The sequence below is a fragment of the Brevibacterium sp. Mu109 genome (genome assembly GCF_900169375.1).
GTDB lineage: Bacteria > Actinomycetota > Actinomycetes > Actinomycetales > Brevibacteriaceae > Brevibacterium > Brevibacterium yomogidense_A.
The window spans coordinates 190,232-213,630 of sequence record NZ_FXZF01000002.1 but is presented as its reverse complement, the minus strand read 5'-3'; the positions used below and the strand labels follow the sequence as shown (position 1 = coordinate 213,630).

19 protein-coding genes are annotated in these 23,399 nt (G+C 70.1%); 16 read left to right on the top strand and 3 right to left on the bottom strand.

Going from position 1 to position 23,399, the window contains the following annotated elements:
• Positions 1 to 31: 31 nt before the first annotated feature.
• The 3 genes from secD to BSP109_RS02280 all read left to right on the top strand — a co-directional run bounded on the left by secD (position 32) and on the right by BSP109_RS02280 (position 5,500).
• Positions 32 to 2,047 carry a protein translocase subunit SecD gene (secD, locus tag BSP109_RS02290; protein WP_101599238.1) on the top strand — a complete coding sequence of 672 codons (2,016 nt, stop codon included), beginning with the start codon at positions 32 to 34 and terminating at the stop codon, positions 2,045 to 2,047.
• On the top strand, positions 2,044 to 3,078 hold the full coding sequence (gene secF, locus BSP109_RS02285) for a protein translocase subunit SecF (RefSeq protein WP_101599237.1): 1,035 nt from the start codon (positions 2,044 to 2,046) through the stop codon (positions 3,076 to 3,078). Before secD ends, secF begins: the two co-directional genes overlap by 4 nt.
• A gap of 139 nt (positions 3,079 to 3,217) precedes the next feature.
• Positions 3,218 to 5,500 (top strand): bifunctional (p)ppGpp synthetase/guanosine-3',5'-bis(diphosphate) 3'-pyrophosphohydrolase, encoded by a 2,283-nt coding sequence (locus tag BSP109_RS02280; RefSeq protein WP_087007221.1) that lies wholly within the window; start codon positions 3,218 to 3,220, stop codon positions 5,498 to 5,500.
• Here the strand turns inward: BSP109_RS02280 and BSP109_RS02275 are convergent.
• Positions 5,482 to 6,063 carry a hypothetical protein gene (locus BSP109_RS02275; protein ID WP_087007223.1) on the bottom strand — a complete coding sequence of 194 codons (582 nt, stop codon included), beginning with the start codon at positions 6,061 to 6,063 and terminating at the stop codon, positions 5,482 to 5,484. The two genes, BSP109_RS02280 and BSP109_RS02275, sit on opposite strands and share 19 nt — an antisense overlap.
• 169 nt (positions 6,064 to 6,232) lie before the next feature.
• Positions 6,233 to 7,618, bottom strand: coding sequence for a DUF349 domain-containing protein (locus BSP109_RS02270; RefSeq protein ID WP_087007225.1), 1,386 nt, complete (start codon positions 7,616 to 7,618; stop codon positions 6,233 to 6,235).
• Positions 7,619 to 7,751: 133 nt separating this feature from the next.
• Here BSP109_RS02270 and BSP109_RS02265 point away from each other — a divergent pair, with 133 nt between their 5' ends.
• Together BSP109_RS02265 and hisS are read left to right on the top strand one after the other, a co-directional pair.
• Positions 7,752 to 8,423 (top strand): MBL fold metallo-hydrolase, encoded by a 672-nt coding sequence (locus BSP109_RS02265; RefSeq protein ID WP_087007227.1) that lies wholly within the window; start codon positions 7,752 to 7,754, stop codon positions 8,421 to 8,423.
• 79 nt (positions 8,424 to 8,502) lie between these two features.
• Positions 8,503 to 9,849, top strand: coding sequence for a histidine--tRNA ligase (hisS, locus tag BSP109_RS02260; protein WP_087007228.1), 1,347 nt, complete (start codon positions 8,503 to 8,505; stop codon positions 9,847 to 9,849).
• Positions 9,850 to 9,890: 41 nt separating this feature from the next.
• On the opposite strand, the gene BSP109_RS02255 is transcribed toward hisS, so the two are convergent.
• The gene (locus tag BSP109_RS02255) at positions 9,891 to 10,262 is read right to left on the bottom strand and encodes a helix-turn-helix transcriptional regulator (protein WP_087007230.1); all 372 of its coding nucleotides are present in this window, start codon (positions 10,260 to 10,262) and stop codon (positions 9,891 to 9,893) included.
• 89 nt (positions 10,263 to 10,351) lie between these two features.
• Between BSP109_RS02255 and aspS the strand changes: the two genes are divergently transcribed.
• From aspS to aroB, 11 genes are all read left to right on the top strand, one after another.
• Positions 10,352 to 12,130 (top strand): aspartate--tRNA ligase, encoded by a 1,779-nt coding sequence (gene aspS, locus BSP109_RS02250; RefSeq protein WP_087007232.1) that lies wholly within the window; start codon positions 10,352 to 10,354, stop codon positions 12,128 to 12,130.
• Between the two features lie 67 nt (positions 12,131 to 12,197).
• Positions 12,198 to 13,514 (top strand): replication-associated recombination protein A, encoded by a 1,317-nt coding sequence (locus tag BSP109_RS02245; protein ID WP_256970308.1) that lies wholly within the window; start codon positions 12,198 to 12,200, stop codon positions 13,512 to 13,514.
• Between the two features lie 208 nt (positions 13,515 to 13,722).
• A complete protein-coding gene (gene rpsD, locus BSP109_RS02240) occupies positions 13,723 to 14,349 on the top strand; it encodes a 30S ribosomal protein S4 (protein ID WP_087007236.1) in 627 nt (208 codons plus the stop codon).
• 142 nt (positions 14,350 to 14,491) lie between these two features.
• Positions 14,492 to 17,146 carry an alanine--tRNA ligase gene (gene alaS / locus BSP109_RS02235; protein ID WP_087007239.1) on the top strand — a complete coding sequence of 885 codons (2,655 nt, stop codon included), beginning with the start codon at positions 14,492 to 14,494 and terminating at the stop codon, positions 17,144 to 17,146.
• Entirely contained in the window at positions 17,143 to 17,607 is a 465-nt protein-coding gene (gene ruvX, locus BSP109_RS02230; RefSeq protein ID WP_087007241.1) for a Holliday junction resolvase RuvX, read from the top strand. The genes alaS and ruvX overlap by 4 nt, the downstream gene beginning before the upstream one ends.
• Positions 17,608 to 17,619: 12 nt before the next feature.
• Positions 17,620 to 18,762 carry an endolytic transglycosylase MltG gene (mltG, locus tag BSP109_RS02225; protein WP_101599236.1) on the top strand — a complete coding sequence of 381 codons (1,143 nt, stop codon included), beginning with the start codon at positions 17,620 to 17,622 and terminating at the stop codon, positions 18,760 to 18,762.
• Complete coding sequence (locus tag BSP109_RS02220; protein ID WP_101599259.1) at positions 18,755 to 19,624, top strand: shikimate dehydrogenase; 870 nt, start codon at positions 18,755 to 18,757, stop codon at positions 19,622 to 19,624. The genes mltG and BSP109_RS02220 overlap by 8 nt, the downstream gene beginning before the upstream one ends.
• On the top strand, positions 19,624 to 20,373 hold the full coding sequence (locus tag BSP109_RS02215) for a prepilin peptidase (RefSeq protein WP_101599235.1): 750 nt from the start codon (positions 19,624 to 19,626) through the stop codon (positions 20,371 to 20,373). Before BSP109_RS02220 ends, BSP109_RS02215 begins: the two co-directional genes overlap by 1 nt.
• A 10-nt stretch (positions 20,374 to 20,383) precedes the next feature.
• A complete protein-coding gene (aroC, locus tag BSP109_RS02210) occupies positions 20,384 to 21,568 on the top strand; it encodes a chorismate synthase (RefSeq protein WP_087007249.1) in 1,185 nt (394 codons plus the stop codon).
• A 13-nt stretch (positions 21,569 to 21,581) separates the two neighbouring features.
• Positions 21,582 to 22,256, top strand: coding sequence for a shikimate kinase (locus tag BSP109_RS02205; protein WP_101599234.1), 675 nt, complete (start codon positions 21,582 to 21,584; stop codon positions 22,254 to 22,256).
• A complete protein-coding gene (gene aroB / locus BSP109_RS02200) occupies positions 22,253 to 23,371 on the top strand; it encodes a 3-dehydroquinate synthase (protein WP_087007254.1) in 1,119 nt (372 codons plus the stop codon). Before BSP109_RS02205 ends, aroB begins: the two co-directional genes overlap by 4 nt.
• Positions 23,372 to 23,399 lie beyond the last annotated feature (28 nt).

Below are 23,399 nucleotides of genomic sequence, written 5' to 3'. Positions count from 1 at the left end.
CGCACACCCTCCCCCTCCCGAAAGCGATAACGTGGCCGCACCCTCGAACAAACCGCGCCCGGTCCTGTCCTTCGTCTGGCTGGGCGTCGTCACCGTGGCACTCATCGTGCTCATCGGCGCCGGCGCGATCTGGTCGAGCGCGACCTGGGCGCCCAAGCTCGCTCTCGACCTCGAGGGCGGCACGTCGATCATCCTGGAGCCCCAGGTCGACGAGGACACTGAGATCTCGCAGGAGCAGCTGGAGCAGGCCGTCGCCATCATCCGCCAGCGCGTCGACTCCACCGGCGTGTCGGAAGCGGAGATCACGACGCAGGGCGACCGCAACATCATCGTCAACCTCCCCGGCAATCCGGACGAGGAGACGCGCAACCTCGTGAGGTCGTCCGCGCAGCTCGCGTTCCGGCGCGTCGCGTTCGTCGGCGCACCCGAGGCCGTCGATCAGCAGCAGCAGGAGGAGCCCGCTCCGGAGGAGACGGAGGATCCCGCCGCTGACTTGAGCGATGAGGATCGTGAGCGACTCGAGGAGCTGCTGGGTGACGAGGGTGCTGCGGAGGGCAGTGCCGAGGACGTGCCCCAGGGCGGCGGCGCAGTCACTCCCGGAGCGCAGACGTCACCGCAGGCGGCGGCTGCCGCTGAGGAGGCCCCCGCTGAGGAGGCTCCGGCCGAAGGAGCCGCGACTGAGGAGGCTCCGGCCGACGGCGAAGCGGGCGGCACCGTTCCGCGCTTCGATCCGCAGGCCGACATGTCGTGGGCGGACGACGAGATCATGACGGAGTTCGCAGAGCTCGACTGCACGGACCCGGAGAATCGCACGGGCGGGACGACAGCCGACGCGGATGAGATGTTCGTGTCTTGCGCCCAGGACGGCAGCGCGAAGTACATCCTGGGACCCGTCGAACTGGACGGCTCCCACGTGGCCGACGCGGACTTCGGCTTCGAGACCTCCTCCACCGGCACCCAGACCAACCGCGTGGCGGTCACGCTCGAGTTCGACAGCGTCGGACGCGAGGTGTTCGGTCAGATCACCACTGCGATCACCGGCCAGCAGCAGCCGTACGACCAGTTCGCGATCGTGCTGGACGGCCTGGTCCTGTCCGCGCCGCAGTCGCAGACGCCTGTGACGGACGGCAACGCGCAGATCACCGGTGACTTCACCATGGAGGAGGGCGAGACACTCGCCAACCAGCTGAAGAACGGCGCACTGCCGATCAGCTTCCAGGTCCAGAGCGAGCAGCAGATCTCGCCGACCCTGGGCTCCGACTATCTGGCGAGCGGCATCCTGGCCGGACTGATCGGCCTGGGACTCGTCGTCGTGTACTCGCTCGTGCAGTACCGCGTGCTCGGCACGGTGACCGTCTCGAGCCTCGCGGTCGCGGGTGTGCTCACGTATCTGCTCCTGCTGCTGGTCACATGGCGGTACGGCTATCGCCTCTCCCTTGCGGGCGTGGCCGGCCTCATCGTCGGCATCGGCGCGGCGGCGGACTCGTTCATCGTGTACTTCGAGCGCATCAGGGACGAGCTGCGCAGCGGTCGCAAGCTGACGTCCGCGGTGGAGATCGGCTGGGACCGGGCGAAGCGGACGATCTTCGCGTCCAAGGCGGTGAACCTGCTCGCCGCGGTGATCCTCTACCTGCTCGCGGTCGGCAGCGTGCGCGGCTTCGCGTTCACCCTGGGCCTCACGGTGATCGTCGACCTGCTCGTGACCGTGCTGTTCACGCACCCGATGATGCAGCTCCTCGCACGGACCCGCTTCTTCGGCGACGGCCATCCGATGTCCGGCATGGATCCGCGCCAGCTGGGGGTCACCCAGGCCGCCTACCGCGGTGCGCTCAACATCGACCTCGATCGTGCGAAGCGCGAGGGGACGAAGAAGGGCTCCTTCAAGGAGGCCAAGCGCCGGCAGAAGGACGTCGACAGACGTGAGGAGAGGGCAGGCGCAGGTCTGAGCCTCGCGGAGAGGAAGGCCCGCGCGCAGCGAGACGCGGAGGAATCCGGCGACGCAGTGAGCGCGGTCGGAACCGACGAACAGACAGGAGACGCGCGATGAGGAAGTTCCTGTCGTGGGGCAACGACCTGCACAGCGGGCGCACGTCGATCCCCTTCGTGGGCAGGGCGAAGCTGTGGCTGACCATCGCCGCGGCCCTGGGACTCGTGTCCATCGCCATCCCGCTGATCTTCGGCTTCAACCTGGGCATCGCGTTCAAGGGCGGCTCGGAGTTCAAGGTCGACAACGTGTCCTCCTCGGAGACCCAGGTCGCCGAGCAGGCGGTCACGTCCGTCCTGGGCGATGTGGGAACGAATGTCGTCCCGACGTCGGACACGTCCGTGGACGTGACGACCGAGCAGCTGACCGACCCGCAGATGCAGGAGGTGCGCGACGCGCTCGTGAGCGCCTACTCCATCGATGCGGAGGACGTCACCTCGAACTTCGTCGGCCCGGAGTGGGGACAGGACGTCACGGACAAGATGATCCGTGCGCTCGTGATCTTCCTGGGTCTCGCGATGATCTTCATGGCGATCTACTTCCGGACGTGGAAGATGTCCCTGGCCGCGATCATCGGCCTCGTCGCCGTCATGGTGGTGACGGTCGGCATCTACTCCGCGACGGGCTTCGAGATCACGCCGGAGGCCATCATCGGCTTCCTCACGGTGCTGAGCTTCTCGCTCTATGACACGGTCGTGGTGTTCGACAAGATCAGGGAGAACACCAAGGACTTCGAGGACAACGTCCACATGAAGTTCTCCGAACTGGTGAACCTGGGCGTCAACCAGACCACCGTGCGCTCGATCAACACATCCGTCATCGCGGTGCTGCCGATCGCGGCGATCCTCTTCATCGGCGTGTTCCTCCTCGGTGCGGGCACGCTGACGGACATCTCTCTGTCCCTGTTCGTGGGCACGATCGTCGCCGCGCTGTCCACACTGTTCGTCGCCTCGCCCCTCTACGGACTGCTGCGCAGCCGTGAGCCCGCGGTGCGCGCGCAGGAGGCGGCGGTCGACGAGCGGCGCCGTGAGAAGAACCTGCCGGACCGCGCGCCCGTGCTGGGCGACGAGGTGCCCGTCAGCGCCGGACTCTGAGCGCCCGTCTCCGGGCAGGTCCCTCTCAGCAGCCGATGCTGACCGCCGATCGCTGAGCCTGTCTGACGGGTTCCGCGCGGATCTGCCCGTACCATGGGCTCACGGCGGGAACGGACCGCCGGACTGAAGGGAGGCCCGCGTGGCACACGTCGACGAGACCGCCGGTTCGAAGCGGCGCGGACTGGGTCGCCTCGCGTTCTGGACCGCTCGCGCCCAGCAGGACCCGGCGCGGCCCAAGGCGCTCGGCCCTCTCCTGCAGGCACTCGAGGTCAATCACCCGCGCAGTGACACGGGTCTCGTCCTGCGCGCGTATCGGGTGGCGGAGCGGGCGCACTCGGGCCAGTCCCGCAAGAGCGGCGATCCCTACATCACCCACCCCGTCGCGGTCGCGACGATCCTGGCGGAGATCGGGATGACGTCGACGACGCTGGCGGCAGCGCTGCTCCACGACACCGTGGAGGACACGGACTACTCGCTCGATCAGCTCCGGGAGGACTTCGGCGAAGAGATCGCCGTCATGGTCGACGGGGTGACCAAGCTCGACAAGATCGAATACGGCGAAGCCGCTCAGTCCGAGACGGTCCGGAAGATGATCGTCGCGATGAGCCGCGACATCCGCGTGCTCGTCATCAAGCTGTCCGACCGTCTGCACAATGCGCGGACCTGGAAGTACGTCCCGGCCTCCTCCAGTGGGAAGAAGGCCAAGGAGACGCTGGAGATCTTCGCCCCGCTCGCACACCGGCTGGGCATGAACACCATCAAGTGGGAGCTCGAGGACCTGTCCTTCCAGGTGCTCTACCCCAAGGTGTACGAGGAGATCGTCCGCCTCGTCGCAGAGCGCGCCCCCGAACGCGAGAAGTACCTCGGGATCGTCTCCAAGGAGCTCGGCGACGAACTCGTCGCGTCGAGCATCGACGGCTCGATCTCCGGACGTCCGAAGCACTACTACTCGATCTACCAGAAGATGGTGGTCCGCGGCCACGAGTTCGCGGACATCTACGACCTCGTGGGCGTGCGGGTCCTCGTGGAGACGGTGCGCGAGTGCTATGCGGTGCTCGGGATCGTCCACGCGCGCTGGTCGCCGGTGGCGGGCCGCTTCAAGGACTACATCGCGATGCCGAAGTTCAACATGTACCAGAGCCTGCACACGACCGTCATCGGACCGTACGGCCGCCCGGTCGAGATCCAAATCCGCACGCGCGAGATGCACCGGCGCGCGGAGTTCGGCGTGGCCGCCCACTGGAAGTACAAGGACCGGGGCGGCGCCAGGGTCGGCGGGCGCACGGCGACGGTGGGGGATACGGGCAGCGTCGACGACGTGGCCTGGCTGCGGCAGCTCCTCGACTGGCAGAAGGAGGTGTCCGACCCGGAGGAGTTCCTGGACGGTCTCCGCTACGAGGTGAACTCCCAGGAGGTCTACGCCTTCACACCGAAGGGCGACATCATGGCGCTGCCCGCAGGTTCCACGACGGTGGACTTCGCGTACGCGGTGCACACCGAGGTGGGCCACCGCACCATGGGGGCTCGTGTGAACGGCCGCCTCGTCGCGCTCGAATCGGAGCTGTCGAACGGCGACGTCGTCGAGGTCTTCACGTCGAAGGACGAGACCGCCGGTCCCAGTCGAGACTGGCTCTCCTTCGTGCAGTCGCCCCGTGCGCGCAGCAAGATCCGGCAGTGGTTCAGCAAGGAGCGCCGTGAGGAGGCGATCGAGAACGGTCGGCAGCAGCTGGCGCGAGCGATGCGTCGCCACCAGCTGTCCGCGGAACGGCTCATGTCCGCGGAAGGCCTCCTCAAGGTCGCGGAGGAGCTGCGGCTGGCAGACGTGTCCGCGGTCTACGCGGCGATCGGCAACGGCACGACGTCCGCAGCGCACGTCGTCGACCTGCTCGCGAAGGCCACGGGGGCGGAGGACGAGCAGCCCGTCGTACTCGGTCCCACGAACCGGACCGGGCGTTCGAGTGGACACCATTCGACGTCCGAGGGAGTGCGGGTCAAGGGGTCGGAGGGACTCCTCATCAAGCTCGCCCGCTGCTGCACACCGGTCCCCGGTGACTCGATCGTGGGATTCGTCACCCGCGGCGCCGGAGTCTCCGTCCACCGTGACGACTGCTCGAACCTCGAGCAGATGCGCACCCAGCCGGAGCGCTTCGTCGAGGTGGAGTGGACCGGTCGGACACGGGGCCTCTACCTCGTGAACATCCAGGTCGAGGCACTCGACCGATCCGGGCTGCTGTCCGACATCACCCGTGTGCTGTCCGAGCTCCACGTGAACATCCTGTCCGCCTCCGTCGCGACGTCGCGGGCGCGCGTGGCGCAGTCGCGCTTCGTCTTCGAGCTGGGCGACGGCACCCATCTGGACAACGTGCTGGCCGCGGTCCGGCGCATCGAGGGCGTCTTCGACGCCTACCGGGTGAGCGTCTGAGCGTCGGCGGCCCCTCGCCGGACTGCGGCGAAGGCGAGCGCACGAGTCCGCGCGATGAACGGCCGTCGCTCGATCGTCTCCAGCCACGCGAGGAATGCGTGGCGGTCCGCATCGGGCACACGGGCGAACGCCGCGCGGGCGGCGCGCAGCGGATCCGCGACCGTGGCCGTCGTGTCCCGGAGGAGGTCGAAGAGGGTCCGCTCCGGCGAGGTCACCCAGGTCCCTGACACATCCACCCGCTCGGACGGCGGCACGTCGCGTTCGTAGACGGTCCAGCCGACACCCGTCGCGCGCATGCGGCGCCGTGCGAGCGTCGTGTACTCATCGAGCGCGGGTGCCCGCCCCGTCGCGGATCCCCACCAGATCCAGTGCGCGGTCCTGTGGGAGAGCGCCAGGCTGGGCCGCGGGGGGTCTCCCAGGGCAGTCGTGCGCAGCAGGGGGTCGGCGACGGTCCCGCGGGGGATCCACACGTCGTGGGTGAGCCGTTGGAGCAGGCCGTCGTATTCGAGTGCGAGCAGCCCTGTGAGGGGGAGCGGCGCATCGAGACGGTGGAACCCGGTCATGGAGCCACTCTGGTGTCACGGGGCCGCTGCCGCAAGGGGATCGGCCGACCTGTGGATGACGGTCACCTCGCAGGTGCGTGGTGTGACCGTCAGTGGCACGGCCGCCCGTGGCGCGACCGGCAGCCGTCCGATCCCCACATACCGCCCAGGATCAGGGGGCAGAGCGGGATCAGGCGAGCTCGTCGGCGGTCTGCTGCAGCTGCGCGAACCAGGAGCGGCGGGCCTCCAGCGCTTCCTCGGCCTTCGCGATCTTCCGGGAGTCTCCGGTTCCGCGTGCCTTCTCCACGTCATCCTCGAGCTGTGCGATCGAATCCTCGAGCTGCGCCAGGACGCCGGACGTGCGAGCGCGCGTCTCCGGGTTCGTGCGCTCCCACTCGGACGCCTCGGCATCGGCGAGTGCCTTCTCCACCTCGCGGAGCCCGCCCTCGATCCGCGACAGGTCCGCACGGGGGACCCGTCCGGCGTCCTCCCAGCGGTCCTGGATGTCGCGCAGAGCGCTCTTCGTGGCGGCGATGTCCTTCACCGGCAGCAGGGCACGGGCCTCCTCGAGCAGTGCCTCCTTGACCGTGAGGTTGCCGCGGTACTCCTCATCGATGCGCGCGTTGTCGGCGGTGCGGGCGTCGAAGAAGACGTCCTGGGCGGCACGGAACCGCGCCCACAGGGCGTCGTCGTCGCGGCGGCCTGCACGCGGTGCCGCCTTCCACTCGTCCATGAGATCGCGGTACTTCGCAGCCGTTTCCCGCCAGTCCGTCGATCCGGAGAGCTCCTCAGCCCGGACGATCAGCTTCTCCTTGATCCGCTTGCCCTCGGAGGACCGCGCATCGAGCTGGGCGAAGTGCGCCTTCCGGCCGCGGTCGAAGGTGCTGCGCGCCGCGGAGAACCGTCCCCACAGCTCCTGGTCCTCAGCACGGGGGAGGCGCGGGTACCGGCTCTGGATGCTCTTCCACTCATCGAACAGCTCGCGCATCCGCGCCGCTGACTGCTTCCACTGCGTGCGCTCCGGATCCTGCGCGGCGACGGACTCCGCCTCTGCGACGATCTGCGTGCGCTTGGCGCGACCCTCGTCGAGTCGTTCGGCGCGCTCCGCACGCGCCTGCTCCTGCGCCGCATCGGTCTGCTCGATGAGTGCCGACAGCTGCGCCGTGAGCGCGGCCATGTCGCCCACGGCGGCCAGCTCCGGGACTTCGTCGAGGTGGGTGCGAGCCGAGGTGCGCACCTGCGCGGCGTCCGCGCCGGCGGCCAGACGCTGCTCGAGCAGATCAGCCTGGTCGACCGCATCGATGTAGCGGCCCGCGAAGTACTCGAGTGCCGCCTGGGGCTCCGCGTCCGGATACTGTCCCACCTCGCGTTCGCCGTCTGCGGTGAGGACGAACACCTTCAGCTCGTCGTCGACGCGGCCGTGGGCGGTCGCCGCGGCGACGGCCGCTGCCCGGTCGGCATCGCTGCGGATGGGGGCGGCGGCGGGTGCTGCTGCGGGACGTCGCGCGGGGCCTGGACCCGGGACCGGCCGGGGACCGGGGACGGGTGACGGCTGGTGCGGCGTGGGCTTGCTCATCGTGATCCTCGTGACTGACCTCCGGCCATGCGGCGGAGGGGTGCGGATGGGCCGCCGACACGGGTGCCGACGCTGACCGCACCAGCATATCCGCCGCACCGGCCGAAGACCGTGCCGGTCTAGACTCGTGTGCATGGAGATCACCGGAGTGCGCGCGCAGCTGCTCGACGTCAACTGCTATGCCGTGGCCGCGGGTGACGGCGCCGAGGGCTCGGCCTGCCTGCTCATCGACGCGGGGTACGACTGCGCCGACGACCTCGCAGACGTGCTGTCCGACCGCGGATGGCGGCCCGCAGCGATCCTGCTGACCCACGGTCACGCCGACCACGTGCTCGGCCTGCCGCACCTGCTGGAGCGCTTCGCAGTGCCCGTGCACCTGGGGCGTCCGGACCTTTACCGGCTGGACGATCCGGCCGGCGGCGTGTCAGCACAGTTCGCGCAGGCACTGGCACCGCTCGCCCAGGACTGGGTGAGGCCGGAGGTGCGTGCCGTGGACGACGGCGACGTGCTCGAGGCCGCGGGACTCACGATCACCGCGACGCTGGCGCCGGGGCACACCGAGGGCTCCATGCTGTACGCGATCGACGATCCGAGCCCGGCCGGTGACGGCCCCGCCTCCGTGCTCATGAGCGGCGATGTCCTCTTCGCCGGCAGCATCGGCCGCACGGATCTGCCCGGCGGCGACCCCGCGGCGATGCAGTCGTCCCTCGAGGCACTGCGCGACCGTCCCGACACACCGGTGCTGCCGGGCCACGGACCCGGGACCCGGCTGTCCCACGAACTCACGACGAACCCCTTTTTCTGAGGCGCTCGCAGCCTCTGACACACGCACTCTGACATCCGCAGGGGCGCTCGAGCGTCCCGCCCACCGACCAGGAGTACCCATGGCACGTGCCGCCAGACTGTCCGGCTTCCCCGAATGGCTGCCTTCCGACCGCATCGTCGAAGAGCGGGTCATCGACCTCCTCAAGCATGTCTTCGAGCTCAACGGGTTCGGCGCCATCCACACGCGGGCTATGGAGCCGATCAGCGCTCTTGCCAAGGAGGGCGAGATCGACAAGGAGGTGTTCGCGGTGTCGCGGCTCCACGGTGAGCAGCACGATGCGAAGAACCCCCTGGGACTCCACTTCGACCTCACCGTGCCGTTCGCACGCTACGTCGTCGAGCACGCGGGCCACCTGGCGTTCCCCTTCAAGCGCTACCAGATCCAGCCCGTGTGGCGCGGCGAGCGGCCGCAGGACGGCCGCTTCCGCGAGTTCATCCAGGCGGACATCGACGTGGTGGGGGAGGACTCCCTGCCCGACCACTTCGAGGTCGAGGTGCCCCTCGTCATGGCTGCCGCGTTCGACGCGCTGCGCGAGCTGGGCGTCCCGCCCGTGAGGATCCTCGCGAACGACCGCCGCCTGATCGAAGGGTTCGCACGAGGCGCGGGCCTGGACGACATCCCCGCCGTGCTGCGGAGCATCGACAAGCTCGACAAGATCGGCGAGGACGCCGTGGCCCGCCTGCTGGCCGAGCAGGCGGGAGCCGACACGCGGCAGCAGGAGCTCTGCCTGGCACTCGCACGGATCGAGAGTCCTGATGCGGGGTTCGCCGACGAGGTCGTCGCGCTCGGCGTGAGCCACCCCCTGCTGGATGAGGGGCTCGCGTCGCTGACCCGCATCCTCGAGGCCGCGCACCGTCGCGCCCCGGGGACCGTGTGGGCGCAGCTGAAGATCGCACGTGGGCTCGACTACTACACCGGCGCGGTGTACGAGACGCAGCTGGTCGGCCACGAGGACCTGGGGTCGGTGGCCTCCGGCGGTCGGTACGACGCGCTCGCGTCCAACGGCAAGCGGACCTACCCCGGGGTCGGGATGTCCGTGGGCGTCTCCCGCCTCATGTCCCGCCTGGTCGGAGCGGACCGCATGGTCGCCGCGAGCCGTCCCGTGCCCACCGCGGTGCTCGTGTCGGTCACGGATGAGGACCGGCGGGACGAGTCCGATCGGGTCGCCGAGGTCCTGCGGGCCCGCGGGATCCCCACGGACGTGGCACCGGCGGCGGCGAAGTTCGGCAAGCAGATCCGCTATGCGGATCGTCGGGGGATCCCGTTCGTCTGGTTCGTCGACGGCGAGACGGGGCACGAGGTGAAGGACATCCGCTCCGGCGAGCAGCAGACGGCCGACCCCGAGGTGTGGGCGCCCGCGGCGGAGGACCTGTGGCCGCGCGTCGAGCGGGTGTCAGCGGAGTGAGGTCGCAGCGGCGGTGACGCGACCTCAGAGGTGACAGGACCTCAGCGGCGCGTGCGGCGCTGGGGCCTGAGCTCCGCAGGGTCGGGCGCGAGCGAGCCGTCCGGTGCGATGTGCTCGAAGATCTCCTCGACCATCGCCACGACGTGGGGATCGTCGACCGTGTAGATGATGCGCCGGCCCTCTCTGCGGGAGCCCACCAGCCCTGCCAGGCGGAGCTTCGCCAGGTGCTGCGACACGGCCTGGACACTCACGTCCGCGAGGGTCGCGAGAGATGTCACATCGTGCTCAGCGTCCACGAGGATCCGCACGATGAGGAGCCGGGTCGACGAGGACAGCATGCGGAAAGTCTCCGCCGCGACTTCGACCTGCGCTGACGTGGGCAGCGAGTCCTCGTCCACCGCGTCCGTGTCCATGAGCGCCTCCTGGCTGTCCGTTCCGTGCTCTCCGCTGTGACTATCATGGACCTGCATCCCTCCCCAGACCTATCCGAGGAGTCCTCTTCGTGTTACGCACCCACTCGGCCGGAGCCCTCCGCGCCTCCGACGCCGGAACCACCGTCACTCTCGCAGGATGGGTGGACCGGCGTCGTGACCACGGCGGTGTGGCGTTCATCGACCTGCGCGACTCGACGGGCATCGTCCAGGTCGTCGTCCGCGAGCAGGTCGCGGACCAGCTCCGGAACGAGACCGTCGTGACGGTGAGCGGCACCGTGTCGGTCCGCCCCGCGGGCAACGAGAACACCGGCCTGCCGACAGGCGAGATCGAGGTCATCGACACGGACGTGACGATCCTGTCCCAGTCGGCTGCCCTGCCGTTCCAGGTCTCCGACCACGCGGAGGACGCCGGCCAGGTGGGGGAGGAGACGCGCCTGCGCCACCGGTACCTGGACCTGCGCCGCTCCGGCCCCGCGAAGACGATGCGACTGCGGTCGGACGTCAACAGGGCCGCGCGTGCGGTCCTCGACTCGCACTCGTTCGTCGAAGTCGAGACGCCGACCCTGACCCGCTCCACCCCCGAGGGCGCGCGCGACTTCCTGGTGCCGGCGCGCCTGCGCCCCGGCTCCTGGTACGCACTCCCGCAGTCACCGCAGCTCTTCAAGCAGCTGCTGCAGGTGGGCGGCATCGAGCGCTACTACCAGATCGCGCGCTGCTACCGCGACGAGGACTTCCGCGCGGATCGCCAGCCGGAGTTCACCCAGCTGGACATCGAGGCCTCGTTCGTCGAGCAGGACGACGTGATCCAGCTCGCGGAGGAGATCCTCAGCTCCCTGTGGAAGCTCATCGACGTCGACATCGCAGGGCCGATCCGCCGGATGACGTACCGCGAGGCGATGGCGCGCTACGGCTCCGACAAGCCCGATCTGCGCTTCGACATCGAGCTCGTCGAGCTGACGGAGTACTTCTCCGAGACGCCCTTCCGCGTGTTCCGCGCCCCCTACGTCGGCGCCGTCGTCTATCCCGGCGGCTCCACGCTGCCCCGTCGACAGCTCGACGGGTGGCAGGAGTGGGCGAAGCAGCGCGGTGCGAAGGGCCTCGCGTACGTCCTCGTGCAGCCCGACGGCGAGCTGACCGGACCGGTGGCCAAGAACCTGTCCGAGGAGGAGCGGGCCGGCCTCGCCGCGGCGGCGGGCGCTCAGCCGGGGGACGCGATCTTCTTCGCGGCCTCGGACGCGGCCTCGGCACGAGCGCTGCTGGGTGCAGCGCGCAAGGAGATCGCCGTGCGGGAGCACCTGTTCGACGAGGACGAGTGGTCCTTCGTCTGGATCGTCGACGCGCCGATGTTCGAACCCGCCGCGGATGCCGAGGCGGCCGGCGACGTGGCCGTCGGCAGCAGCGCCTGGACCGCCGTCCACCACGCCTTCACGTCTCCCAAGCCGGAGTTCCTTGAGACCTTCGATAAGGATCCCGGTGAAGCGCTGGCCTACGCATACGACATCGTGTGCAATGGCAACGAGATCGGCGGAGGGTCGATCCGCATCCACTCGCGCGACGTCCAGGAGCGCGTCTTCTCCGTCATGGGCATCAGCCCGGAGGACGCGTCGGAGAAGTTCGGCTTCCTCCTGGAGGCCTTCAAGTACGGGGCGCCGCCGCACGGAGGCATCGCGTTCGGATGGGACCGCATCGTCGCACTCCTGGCGGGTGCCGATTCGATCCGCGACGTCATCGCCTTCCCGAAGTCCGGCGGCGGCTACGACCCGCTCACGGATGCGCCCGCTCCGATCACCCCGCAGCAGCGCGCAGAGGCCGGCGTCGACCACGAGCCGGAGGACGAGGAGGACTGACCTGACTGCAGACCTCTTCAGCGACGCGCCTGACGCCGGGCGGGCACTGGACCCGCTCGCCGTCAGGATGCGTCCCCGCGCCCTCGACGAGGTGGTCGGCCAGGACCACCTCACGTTCCCCGGGTCGCCCCTGCGTCAACTGGTCGAGGCCGGCTCCGACGCGACCACCGGCCCGGCCTCGGTCATGCTGTGGGGTCCGCCCGGAGTCGGCAAGACGACACTGGCCCACGTCATCTCCCACGCGGAGGGGCGCAGCTTCGTCGAGCTGTCGGCCATCACCGCGGGCGTGCGGGACGTGCGCCAGGTCGTCGAGTCGGCGCGCCAGGAGCGGGAGCTCCACGGTCGGACGACCGTCCTCTTCCTCGATGAGATCCATCGGTTCACCAAGGCCCAGCAGGACGCTCTCCTGCCGGCGGTGGAGAACCGGCTCGTGGTGCTCGTCGCGGCGACGACGGAGAACCCCAGCTTCTCCGTCATCGCGCCGCTGCTGTCGCGCTCCCTCCTGCTGACGCTGCGGCCCCTCGACGACGCAGCGATCTCCGGGCTCCTGGAGCGGGCGATCGCCGACCCGCGCGGGCTGGCGGGCGAATTCTCGCTGACCGACGACGCGCGCGACATGATCGTGCGGGTCTCCGGTGCGGATGCGCGCCGCTCGCTCACGATCCTCGAGGCGGCGGCCGGGATCGCCCGCGCCCGCGCTGCGGCAGGGGAGGGGGAGCCGTCCGACGGCGGCCTCACGGTGACGGAGGACGACGTGTCGGAGGCCAGCGCGGAGGCCGTCATCCGCTACGACCGCGACGGTGATCAGCACTACGACGTGGTGTCGGCCTTCATCAAATCGATCAGGGGGTCCGATCCGGACGCCGCGCTGCACTACCTGGCGCGGATGATCGTGGCGGGGGAGGACCCGCGCTTCATCTGCCGCCGCGTGGTGATCTCCGCCTCGGAGGACATCGGCATGGCGGACCCGCACGCCCTCACAGTCGCGGTCTCCGCTCATCAGGCGGTGGAGCGGATCGGAATGCCGGAGGGCCGGATCCCGCTGGCCGAGGCAGTTGTCTACCTCGCGACCGCACCGAAGTCGAACGCGTCGTACAGGGCGCTCGACGCGGCGATCGCGGATGTGAAGCAGGGACGCGCCGGGCAGGTGCCGCTCCACCTGCGGGATGCGCACTATCCCGGAGCGAAGGCGCTGGGGCACGGCGAGGGATACCTCTACTCGCACGACTGGCCGTACGGCGTCTCGCCGCAGAGCTATCTTCCGGAGTCCCTCACGGGCAGCGTGTACTACCGCCCCACACCGAACGGCGCCGAAGCGCGCATGGCGGACCGGCTCGCGTCTCTCGAGGCGCTGCGTCGCGATGGCGGCAACCCGAAGGCGTGACTCTCAGGTGTGTTTCTGAGGCGTGACCTGCAGGCGTGAGCCGCGTGCTCCGCGCGTGCTAAGGTGGTGCGTTGCTGTGCCTCATCGAGAGGCGGTCGGGCGGAACCGGACTCGCGGATCCGCCCCTCTTTCCCGTACGGAGGGAAACAGCAGTCCGGCCCCCAGCGGGTCCACTGGCCCGGACGAACGTCACGAAGAAAGGCATTCCATGACTGCTCCCGCACGTCATCGTCGCCAGGTGCGCCTCTCGCGCGCACTCGGCATCCCGCTCACGCCGAAGGCTGAGAAGTACTTCGAGCGCCGCCCGTACCCCCCGGGCGAGCACGGCCGCGCACGCCGCCGCAACGACTCGGACTACTCGGTCCGCCTCAAGGAGAAGCAGCGTCTGCGCGCGCAGTACGGCATCCGCGAGGTCCAGATGCTGAACACGTACAAGGAGGCGAAGCGCCTCCCGGGTCTGACCGGTGAGAACCTCGTCGAGATGCTGGAGATGCGACTCGACGCACTCGTCCTGCGCTCCGGCTTCGCCCGGACGATCGCACAGGCTCGCCAGTTCGTCGTGCACCGCCACATCATGGTCGACGGACAGCTCGTGGACCGCCCGTCCTTCCGCGTGAAGGAGGGTCAGATGATCCACGTGAAGCCGCGTTCGGCTGAGACCGATCCGTTCCAGGTCGCCGCCGCAGGTGCGCACCGCGACGTGCTCCCCGCCGTCCCGGGCTACCTCAAGGTCGAGCTCGAGGCGCTGCAGTCGACGCTGCTGCGTCGCCCGAAGCGCGTCGAGGTCCCCGTGACCGCCGACGTCCAGCTGGTCGTCGAGCACTACTCGCGCTGATCGGTCCCCAGGGACCCTGAGCGCATGCGGGCCGCCGCACACCACACCGGTGTGCGGCGGCCCGTTCGTTCTCCCCCTCCACTATGCTGTGAGGCGGTTCGTCGACCAGCGGCGAGCGCTCGTACGAAAGGATGCCACCCGGATGAGGACTGCAGAGATCAGGAAGCGCTGGCTGACGTTCTTCGAGGAGAACGGCCACACCGTGGTCCCGTCCGCATCGGTCATCAGCAGCGATCCGTCGATCCTGTTCAACATCGCGGGTATGGTCCAGTTCATCCCGTACCTCACGGGCCGTGAGCCCGCTCCCTTCCCCCGGGCGACGAGCGTCCAGAAGTGCGTGCGCACCCAGGACATCGAAGAGGTCGGCAAGACGACCCGCCACGGCACGTTCTTCCAGATGAACGGCAACTTCTCCTTCGGCGACTACTTCAAGGCCGAGGCGATCCGCTTCGCGTGGCAGCTGCTGACGCACCCGGAGTCGGCCGGAGGACTCGGGTTCGATCCCGATCGCCTCTGGGCCACCGTCCACCGCGACGATGCGGAGACGGTCGACCTGTGGCTGGAGGAGACATCGGTCCCGCGCGAGCGCATCCAGTTCCGCGGCAGCGAGGACAACTTCTGGCACACCGGCCAGCCCGGCCCAGGCGGCTACTGCTCCGAGATCTACTACGACCGCGGCCCCGACTACGGATCCGAGGGGGGACCGGAGGCCGACGAGGACCGGTACATCGAGATCTGGAACCTCGTGTTCATGGAGTTCGAGCTGTCCGCCGTGCGGTCGAAGACCGACTTCGACATCAGGGGCGATCTGCCCGCCAAGAACATCGACACCGGCATGGGTCTGGAGCGCGTCGCGTTCCTCAAGCAGGGCGTCGAGAACATGTACGAGATCGACGAGGTGTTCCCCGTCATCAGTGCTGCGAGCCGCCTCTCAGGGCGGGAGTACGGTGCGCTCGAGGCCGACGACGTCCGCATGCGCGTCGTCGCCGACCACGTGCGCTCGGCGCTCGTCATCATCGGCGATGGCGTCCGGCCGGCCAATGAGGGCCGCGGCTACATCCTCCGCAGGCTCCTGCGCCGCGCTGTGCGCGCGATGCGTCTGCTCGGCGTGACGGAGCCCGTGCTGCCCCACCTGCTCCCGCTCTCGATGGAGGTCATGAAGGACTCCTACCCGGAGCTCGAGACGGACTTCGAGCGGATCTCGCGCGTCGCGTACGCGGAGGAGACCGCGTTCCTGCGGACCCTGGAGTCCGGCACCCAGCTGCTCGCCGGGGCGGTCGACCGGGTGGGCACAGGCGGCGACATCTCCGGGGACATCGCCTTCGCCCTCCACGACACGCACGGCTTCCCGATCGACCTGACTCTCGAGATGGCGGCCGAGCACGGCGTGTCCGTCGACGAAGCAGGCTTCCGCACCCTCATGCAGGAGCAGCGAGAGCGCGCCCGCGCGGACGCGAAGTCGAAGAAGGGCGGCGGTGCCGATCTGAGCGCGTACTCGCAGCTGCTGGACGAGGGCGCATCCGAATTCGTCGGCTACGACGCTCTCACGTCCGACGCGCGGATCCGCGGTCTCGTGTCCGAGGGGGGCGCCGTCGACCGCGCCGCCGCAGGCGACACCCTCGACCTGGTGCTCGACGTCACTCCCTTCTACGCGGAGGCGGGCGGACAGCGCGCTGACCGCGGGATCGTCCACGGCGACGGCTTCACCGCGCGCGTCCTGGACGTCCAGGCCCCCCTCAAGGGTCTCTCCGCACACCGGATCGAGGTCCTCGAGGGTGAGCTCACCCGCGGAGCCGACGTGTTCGCGGAGGTGGATCCGGACCACCGCTTCGCCGCGGCCCAGGCCCACTCCGCGACGCACCTCGTCCACTCCGCGCTGCGCACCGTGCTCGGACCGCACGCGGTCCAGGCGGGCTCGCTCAACCAGCCCGGCTACATGCGGTTCGACTACGCCTACCCCGACGCGCTCACCCCCGCCATGCGCGAGGAGATCGAGGACGCGGCGAACGTGGCCGTCCGCGATGACCTCGCGGTCAGCTACGAGTACCTTCCCCTCGAGGATGCGAAGCGCTCCGGCGCGCTCGCGCTGTTCGGGGAGAAGTACCCCTCCGTGGTGCGCGTCGTCGACATCGGCGGACCGTTCTCCCGGGAACTGTGCGGCGGCACCCACATCGGCCGCACCAGCCAGGTCGGACCGATCTCGCTGCTGTCGGAGGCATCGGTGGGCTCCGGCACCCGGCGCGTGGAGGCCTCGGTCGGTCTCGACGCGTTCCGCGGGCTCGCCCGCGAGCGGACCATCCTCCGATCGCTGTCGGAGATGCTGAAGGTGCCGGGAACGGATGTCCCCGGCCGTGTCGAGTCCCTGCTCGAGCGTCTCAAGGACGCCGAGCGCAGAATCGCGGAGATGGGTCGCGATCGCGTGCTCGCAGCCTCTGCGGAGGCGGTCGCGTCCGCGCGTGACGTGGCCGGTGTCCGTTACTCCGCGACGGACCTGGGCGACGTCGCGGACGCCGGCGACGTGCGCAGCTTCGTCACCGACGTGCGGAACCGGATCGAGGCGGACGCGGTGGTCGTCGCGGCGGCGGGCACGGTGGGCGGCAAGCCCAGCGTCGTCATCGCGGCGTCTGCGGGAGCCCAGGCGCGCGGACTGCGCGCCGGCGACCTCGTCAAGCGCGCGTGCGGCGAACTGGGCGGCGGTGGCGGCGGGAAGCCGGACCTCGCCCAGGGCGGCGGCCAGGACCCGACCCGCATCCCGCAGGCGCTCGATGCCGTCGCCGCGGCGATCACGGACGCATGACCGGCTTCCGGAGAGGCCGCAGGATCGCCCTGGACGTCGGCAGCGTGCGCGTGGGAGTCGCCTCGTGCGATCCCGACGGGATCCTCGCGACACCGCTCGAGGTCGTCCGGCGCGACGACGATGCGACTGCCGTGTCGCGGATCGCCGCGCTCGTCGCCGAGCAGTCCGCACTGGAGATCGTCGCCGGCCGTCCCCGCTCCCTCGACGGGAGCGACCGCGCCGCGGTCGGGGCGGCGGAGGATTTCCTCCGTGCGGTCGCCGCGGCCGTCGACGTCCCGATCCGACTGGTCGATGAGAGGTTCACCACTGTGCAGGCGCACGGTGTGCTGCAGTCTGCGGGGAGGAATTCCAGACAGCGTCGTGAGATCGTCGACGCAGTCGCGGCCGTCCTGATCCTGCAGGCCGCGCTCGATACCGAGAAGAGCGGCGGCAGCCCTGCGGGCACGCCCCTGGACGAGTAGGAGTACGCCCACATGCACGACGTGGACGACTTGGACATCGACGATCAGCTCACGCGGTCGGAGCTCAAGGCACGCAGGCGGAGACGGATGCTCAGGCGACGGCGGACGACGACCATCGTCGTCGCGGCGCTGCTGGTGCTCGGCATCGGCGGGATCGTCGCCGTGAGCGTCACCACCGGTGCGGTGCAGGAGGTGCTCGGCCGCTCCGACGACTACGAGGGCTCCGGCGGCGAACCCGTCGTCGTCGAGGTGCTGCCGGGCACCTCGACGACACAGATCGCCAACCAGCTCGTCGAGGAGGACGTCATCAAGTCCTCGCGCCCCTTCATCCGAGAGGCGGAGGAGCAGGAGGCGACCTTCCAGGCGCGGACCTATTCGCTGCGCTCGCAGATGAGCTCGGCCGCCGCGGTCGAAGCGATGGTGAACCCCGAATCGGCACCCCAGGTCGTGATCCCGGAGGGCCTCGCACTCGTGGACATCCAGGCCCGGATGGTCGAATCCGGGATGGCGGACGACGACGTGACGGCCGCGATCGAGGAGAAGACGCCGGCCGACTACGGCCTCGACGTCGACGCTCCGAGCCTGGAGGGCTACCTGTTCCCCGCGACCTACGACGTCCGACCGGGGGCGACGGCTGAGGAGGTGGTCCAGGAGATGGTAGATCGGACCGCGCACGAACTGGACGATGCGGGCATCGCCCTGGACGAGGCGCACGAGCTGCTCACCCTTGCGAGCCTCGTGGAGATCGAGTCGCCCGCAGACCCGGAGGTGCGCCGCCAGGTGGCGCGCGTCTTCCTCAATCGCACGGGCGACGATTCGGAGACGAACGGCCTCCTGCAATCGGATGCGACCATCGCCTACATCCACGGCGCGCGGGACGATCTCACGACGACGGCGGAGGAGCGCGAGGACGACAACCCGTACAACACGTACATGCACCCCGGTCTGCCGCCCGGACCGATCAACTCTCCCGGTCGTGAAGCGGTCGACGCCGCGATGGATCCGGCCGACGGGGACTGGCAGTTCTTCGTCGCGGTCGATCCGGACACGGGGGAGACCCGGTTCGCGGAGACCTATGACGAGCACCTCGAGAACGTCGAGGAATACCGGGAATGGCTGCGGAGCCGCAGCGATGGAGGGGCGTCCGATGGGTGAGTTCGCGGTCCTCGGATCGCCGATCGCCCACTCGCTCTCGCCCCAGCTGCACACCGCCGCCGCAGCCGCGATCGGCCTGACCGACTTCCGGTACGGCCGCATCGAGGTCCAGGAGGCGGGGCTGGAGGCCCTCCTCGACTCCCATCCCGCTCTCGCGGGGCTCTCCCTCACGATGCCCCTGAAGCGACGTCTCCTCGAGCTGGCGGGCGCACGCGGCTGGCAGGTGGACGCCGACGCGCTGGCGACGGGTGGCGGCAACACGCTCCTGCGCCCTCCGGAGGGTCCTGTCGATGTGCTCAACACCGACGTGGCCGGCATCGTCGAAGCGATCACGGAGGCGCTCGCAGAACGCGGCGCGGCGGCAGCGCCGTGGTCCGATGCGGCGGATGTCCTGGGCGCGGGGGCCACTGCAGGTTCCGCGCTCGTGGCCGCCGCTCGCCTCGGGATCGCCCACGTGCGCCTCTTCGTCCGCGACCGCACGCGGGCCGGTGACGCGCGCGGGGTCGCAGAATCGCTCGGGCTCACGGCGAGCGTCTGCGATCTGCCCGACTGGGTGCCGGGGGAGCGGGGCCTGACGCTGTCGACCCTGCCGGCGGGAGCGCTCGATGCCGATCGGCTGCCCTATCGTTCCAGCCTGGAGGGCCTCTTCTTCGACGTCGCCTACGCCGCGTCGGCGGCCCCCGTCCACCGCGCGCTCGCGGACCGCGGGGCGATCGTCGTGGACGGCGGTCGGATGCTGCTGCACCAGGCGGTCGAGCAGCACGTGCGGTTCGCCCGCCTCGCAGGTCTGGACGAGTCCCTCGCCGAGCAGGCGCGCCCGACGATCCGCGATGCGATGGACGCAGTGCTCCGGAGCCGCTGATGGCCGGTCTCGCGACGATCGCGGCCGCCGCGGTCGCAGCGGCGACGGTGGCCTGCCTCCTCGTCGCCAGGCTGCCGTGGTTCGTCGCGGACGAGGCGGGGATCCGTCTGCTGCGCCCCGGGGGCGGGCACCGCTGGTTCGACATCGTCCTCGTCGCTGCGGGGACGGCCCTGGCGATCATCGCCCCGGTCGCCGTGGGTCTCCTCACTCCCGTCGCCGAGGCCCCGGCCGGCTCTCAGCTGCTCCCCGCTCTCTGCCTGGGCGTCGCCGTGGGCGCCGCGGCGGGTGCGACACCGTTCCTCCTGTGGATCGATCTGCGCATCCGGAGGCTCCCGGACCGGATCGTGCTCCCGCTCATCGCGCTCACGGCGGCGTGTCTGATCGGCTCATGGGCTGCAGGGGCATCGGGGCCGGTGGTGGACGGCGGGCATCGTCCCCTCACCGCCGTCGTCCTCGGAGTGCTCAGCGGTCTCCTCGTGCTGCTCGTGTCCGTCATCGGCGGTCGCGGTCGCGGACTCGCGATCGGTCTGGGCGACGTGAAGCTCGCCGTGGTGCTGGGGTCGCTCACGGCCCTGGTGGGGACGGGTGCTGTGCTTGCGGCGTTCGTCGTCGCGCAGGTGTGCGCGCTGTGCGAGGCCCTCGTCAGGGTGGCTGTGCTGCGGCAGGGGATGGCGACGCGGATCGCCTACGGCCCACACCTGCTCCTCGGCATGTGGACCGGGCCATTGGTGTACGCCGCACTTCGGTAGACTCCGGAGAATGTTGCGTTGGCTTACTGCAGGCGAGTCCCATGGTGAGGAGCTCGTCGGAATCATCGAGGGCCTCCCCGCCCACATACCGATCACCCGGGACCAGGTGTCCGCGGCACTCGCGCGCAGGCGCCTGGGCTACGGCAGAGGTGCCCGCATGAAGTTCGAGGCGGACGAGATCCGGTTCCTCGGCGGCGTGCGCCACGGTCGCACGATGGGCGGTCCCGTCGCGATCGAGATCGGGAACACCGAATGGCCCAAGTGGGAACGGGTCATGAGTGCGGACCCCGTGGACCCCACAGAGCTCGAGGGGATGGCGCGTGCGGCGAAGCTCACGCGCCCCCGCCCGGGCCACGCGGACTTCGTCGGCATGCAGAAGTACGCATTCGACGAGTCCCGACCGGTCCTGGAGCGCGCCTCCGCCCGTGAGACGGCGACGCGGGTCGCGCTCGGCACCGTCGCCCAGGCGCTGCTGGCCGAGCTCGGCATCCGTCTGGTGTCCCACACCGTCGCGATCGGCCCGGTGGAGGGGGAGCGCGACGCTCCGACCCCCTCGGCCGATGACGTGGAGGCGCTCGACGCGGACCCGATGCGCTGCTTCGACCCCGAACTGTCCGCACGGATGGTGGCCGAGGTCGACGATGCGCGGCGCGCCGGCGACACGCTCGGCGGGGTCGTCGAGGTCGTCGCCGACGGGCTGCCGCCCGGCCTGGGCTCCTTCGTCCACGGCGATCGTCGTCTGGACTCCCGGCTCGCAGGGGCCCTCATGGGGATCCAGGCGATCAAGGGGGTGGAGCTGGGCGACGGTTTCGAGACCACGCGCCGTCGCGGGTCCGCGGCCCACGACGAGATGGTGCCGGCCCCCGGCGGCGTCCGCCGTCTGAGCGACCGGTCCGGCGGTGTCGAGGGCGGCATGTCGACGGGCGGACCGCTGCGCGTGCGCGCGGGGATGAAGCCCATCGCCACCGTCCCGCGCGCGCTGCAGACCGTCGACGTCGCCACCGGCGAAGCCTCGAGCGCGCACCATCAGCGCTCCGATGTGTGCGCCGTCCCGGCTGCGGGCGTGGTCGCCGAGGCGATGGTCGCCCTGGTGCTGGCGCAGGCGGTGCTGGAGAAGTTCGGCGGCGATTCCGTCGCGGAGGTGGATCGGAACATCCGCACCTACCGTGATGCGCTGCCGCTGAGCGCGGAATGAGGTGCGGTCAGTGATGGTGCCGGAGGAGGCTCCGCTTCCCCGCCCGGCCCCACCGCTCGACCCTGCTCCGGCCTCCGGCGCCCGGATCGTCCTGATCGGTCCCCCCGCGGCGGGGAAGTCGACCATCGGCCGGCTGCTGGGAGCCCGGCTCGGACTGCCGCTGTACGACACCGACGCCCAGATCGTCGCCGCCCACGGCGCGATCCCGGAGATCTTCGCGGCTCGGGGTGAGCCGCGGTTCCGGGAGATCGAGCGCGAGGTCGTCCGACGGACGCTGCGCCGGCTGCTCGGTGAGCCCGCGGTGGTCTCGCTGGGAGGCGGGGCGATCCTCAACAGCGGCACCCGCGCGCAGCTGCGGCACCCCGCGCTCAAGGTCATCGGGATCGAGATCGACGACGAGACCGCGGCACTGCGACTGGGCGGTTCGAGCCGTCCGCTGCTGGCGGGCGACGAGGATCCAGTGGCCCGGTGGCGGGCGATCGTCGACGAGCGCCGATCGCTCTACGACGAGATCGCGACCGCACAGGTGGCCGCCTCGCACGGACCTCCGTCGACGGTCGTCAACCGGATCGTCGATGTACTCACAGGATTGCAGCGGGCGGAGGAGTACGCCCGCTACCAGGACACCCCTCCGCACGAGGGAACCGAACCCGGCCCCGACGGGGCCCACAGGAGGACAGACGCATGACCGAACGCACCACCCTGGACATCACGGGGGAGACGTCCACCTCCATCGTGTTCGGCAGCGGACTCCTGGGAGAGCTCCCCGCACTGCTGGGCGGCCGCACGCACCGCGTGCTCGTCATCCATCCCCGCGCGCTGCGCACCACGGGAGAGGTCGTCCGCGACGAGCTCTCCGAGGCCGGGTTCGAAGCGGTCAGCGCGGAGATCCCCGATGCGGAGGAGGCGAAGCACCTGCAGGTGGCGGGCTTCTGCTGGCAGATCCTCGGACAGTCCGACTTCACGCGCACGGATGCGATCGTGAACGTGGGCGGCGGGGCGGTGACCGACGTCGGCGGCTTCGTCGCGGCCACCTGGCTGCGCGGCATCCAGTACATCAACATCCCGACGACCGTGCTCGGCATGATCGACGCGGCGGTGGGCGGCAAGACGGCGATCAACACCTCGGAGGGGAAGAACCTCGTCGGGGCCTTCCACTCGCCCTCAGCGGTCCTCATCGACACAGACACCCTGCAGACGCTTCCCGAGAACGAACTGTTCACGGGACTCGCGGAGGCGGTGAAGTGCGGCTTCATCGCGGACCCGGCGATCCTCGACCTCATCGAATCCCACCCGCGCGAGGAGCTCGCACGGCACGACTCCCCGGTCCTGCGCGAGGTGATCGAGCGGGCCGTGCGGGTGAAGGCGGCCGTCGTGTCCGAGGACTTCAAGGAGTCCGGACGCCGGGAGATCCTCAACTACGGCCACACCCTCGCCCACGCGATCGAGCGCAATGAGCGCTACCAGTGGCGCCACGGCGCCGCCGTGGGGGCGGGGATGGTGTTCGCCGCAGAGCTGTCCGCGATGCTGCGCAGCCTCGACTCCGCGGTCGTGGACCGTCATCGCAGCGTGCTCTCGAAGCTCGGCCTGCCTGTCGGGTACCGGGGCGACCGCTGGCCCCAGCTGCTCGAGACGATGCGCCGGGACAAGAAGGCCCGCGGGACGATCCTCCGCTTCGTCCTGCTCGACGACGTGGGCGCACCGGTCGTGACGGAGGTCCCCGACGACGCGATCCTCTTCTCCGCGTACCAGGAGATCGGCGAGCAGTCGCCGACCACCACACTGGGTCCCGTGTCGCTCTGACCGGTTCCCCGCACGGTGGGCCCCACCC

Coding starts and splice junctions, on each gene's coding strand:
- BSP109_RS02265 (WP_087007227.1), top strand. CDS start 7,752: ATGGAGATCACCGGAGTGCGCGCGCAGCTGCTCGACGTCAACTGCTAT.
- BSP109_RS02270 (WP_087007225.1), bottom strand. CDS start 7,618: ATGAGCAAGCCCACGCCGCACCAGCCGTCACCCGTCCCCGGTCCCCGG.
- BSP109_RS02245 (WP_256970308.1), top strand. CDS start 12,198: ATGCGTCCCCGCGCCCTCGACGAGGTGGTCGGCCAGGACCACCTCACG.
- BSP109_RS02220 (WP_101599259.1), top strand. CDS start 18,755: ATGGGTGAGTTCGCGGTCCTCGGATCGCCGATCGCCCACTCGCTCTCG.
- hisS (WP_087007228.1), top strand. CDS start 8,503: ATGGCACGTGCCGCCAGACTGTCCGGCTTCCCCGAATGGCTGCCTTCC.
- rpsD (WP_087007236.1), top strand. CDS start 13,723: ATGACTGCTCCCGCACGTCATCGTCGCCAGGTGCGCCTCTCGCGCGCA.
- alaS (WP_087007239.1), top strand. CDS start 14,492: ATGAGGACTGCAGAGATCAGGAAGCGCTGGCTGACGTTCTTCGAGGAG.
- BSP109_RS02275 (WP_087007223.1), bottom strand. CDS start 6,063: ATGACCGGGTTCCACCGTCTCGATGCGCCGCTCCCCCTCACAGGGCTG.
- BSP109_RS02215 (WP_101599235.1), top strand. CDS start 19,624: ATGGCCGGTCTCGCGACGATCGCGGCCGCCGCGGTCGCAGCGGCGACG.
- secF (WP_101599237.1), top strand. CDS start 2,044: ATGAGGAAGTTCCTGTCGTGGGGCAACGACCTGCACAGCGGGCGCACG.
- aroB (WP_087007254.1), top strand. CDS start 22,253: ATGACCGAACGCACCACCCTGGACATCACGGGGGAGACGTCCACCTCC.
- mltG (WP_101599236.1), top strand. CDS start 17,620: ATGCACGACGTGGACGACTTGGACATCGACGATCAGCTCACGCGGTCG.
- aroC (WP_087007249.1), top strand. CDS start 20,384: ATGTTGCGTTGGCTTACTGCAGGCGAGTCCCATGGTGAGGAGCTCGTC.
- BSP109_RS02205 (WP_101599234.1), top strand. CDS start 21,582: ATGGTGCCGGAGGAGGCTCCGCTTCCCCGCCCGGCCCCACCGCTCGAC.
- BSP109_RS02255 (WP_087007230.1), bottom strand. CDS start 10,262: ATGGACACGGACGCGGTGGACGAGGACTCGCTGCCCACGTCAGCGCAG.
- ruvX (WP_087007241.1), top strand. CDS start 17,143: ATGACCGGCTTCCGGAGAGGCCGCAGGATCGCCCTGGACGTCGGCAGC.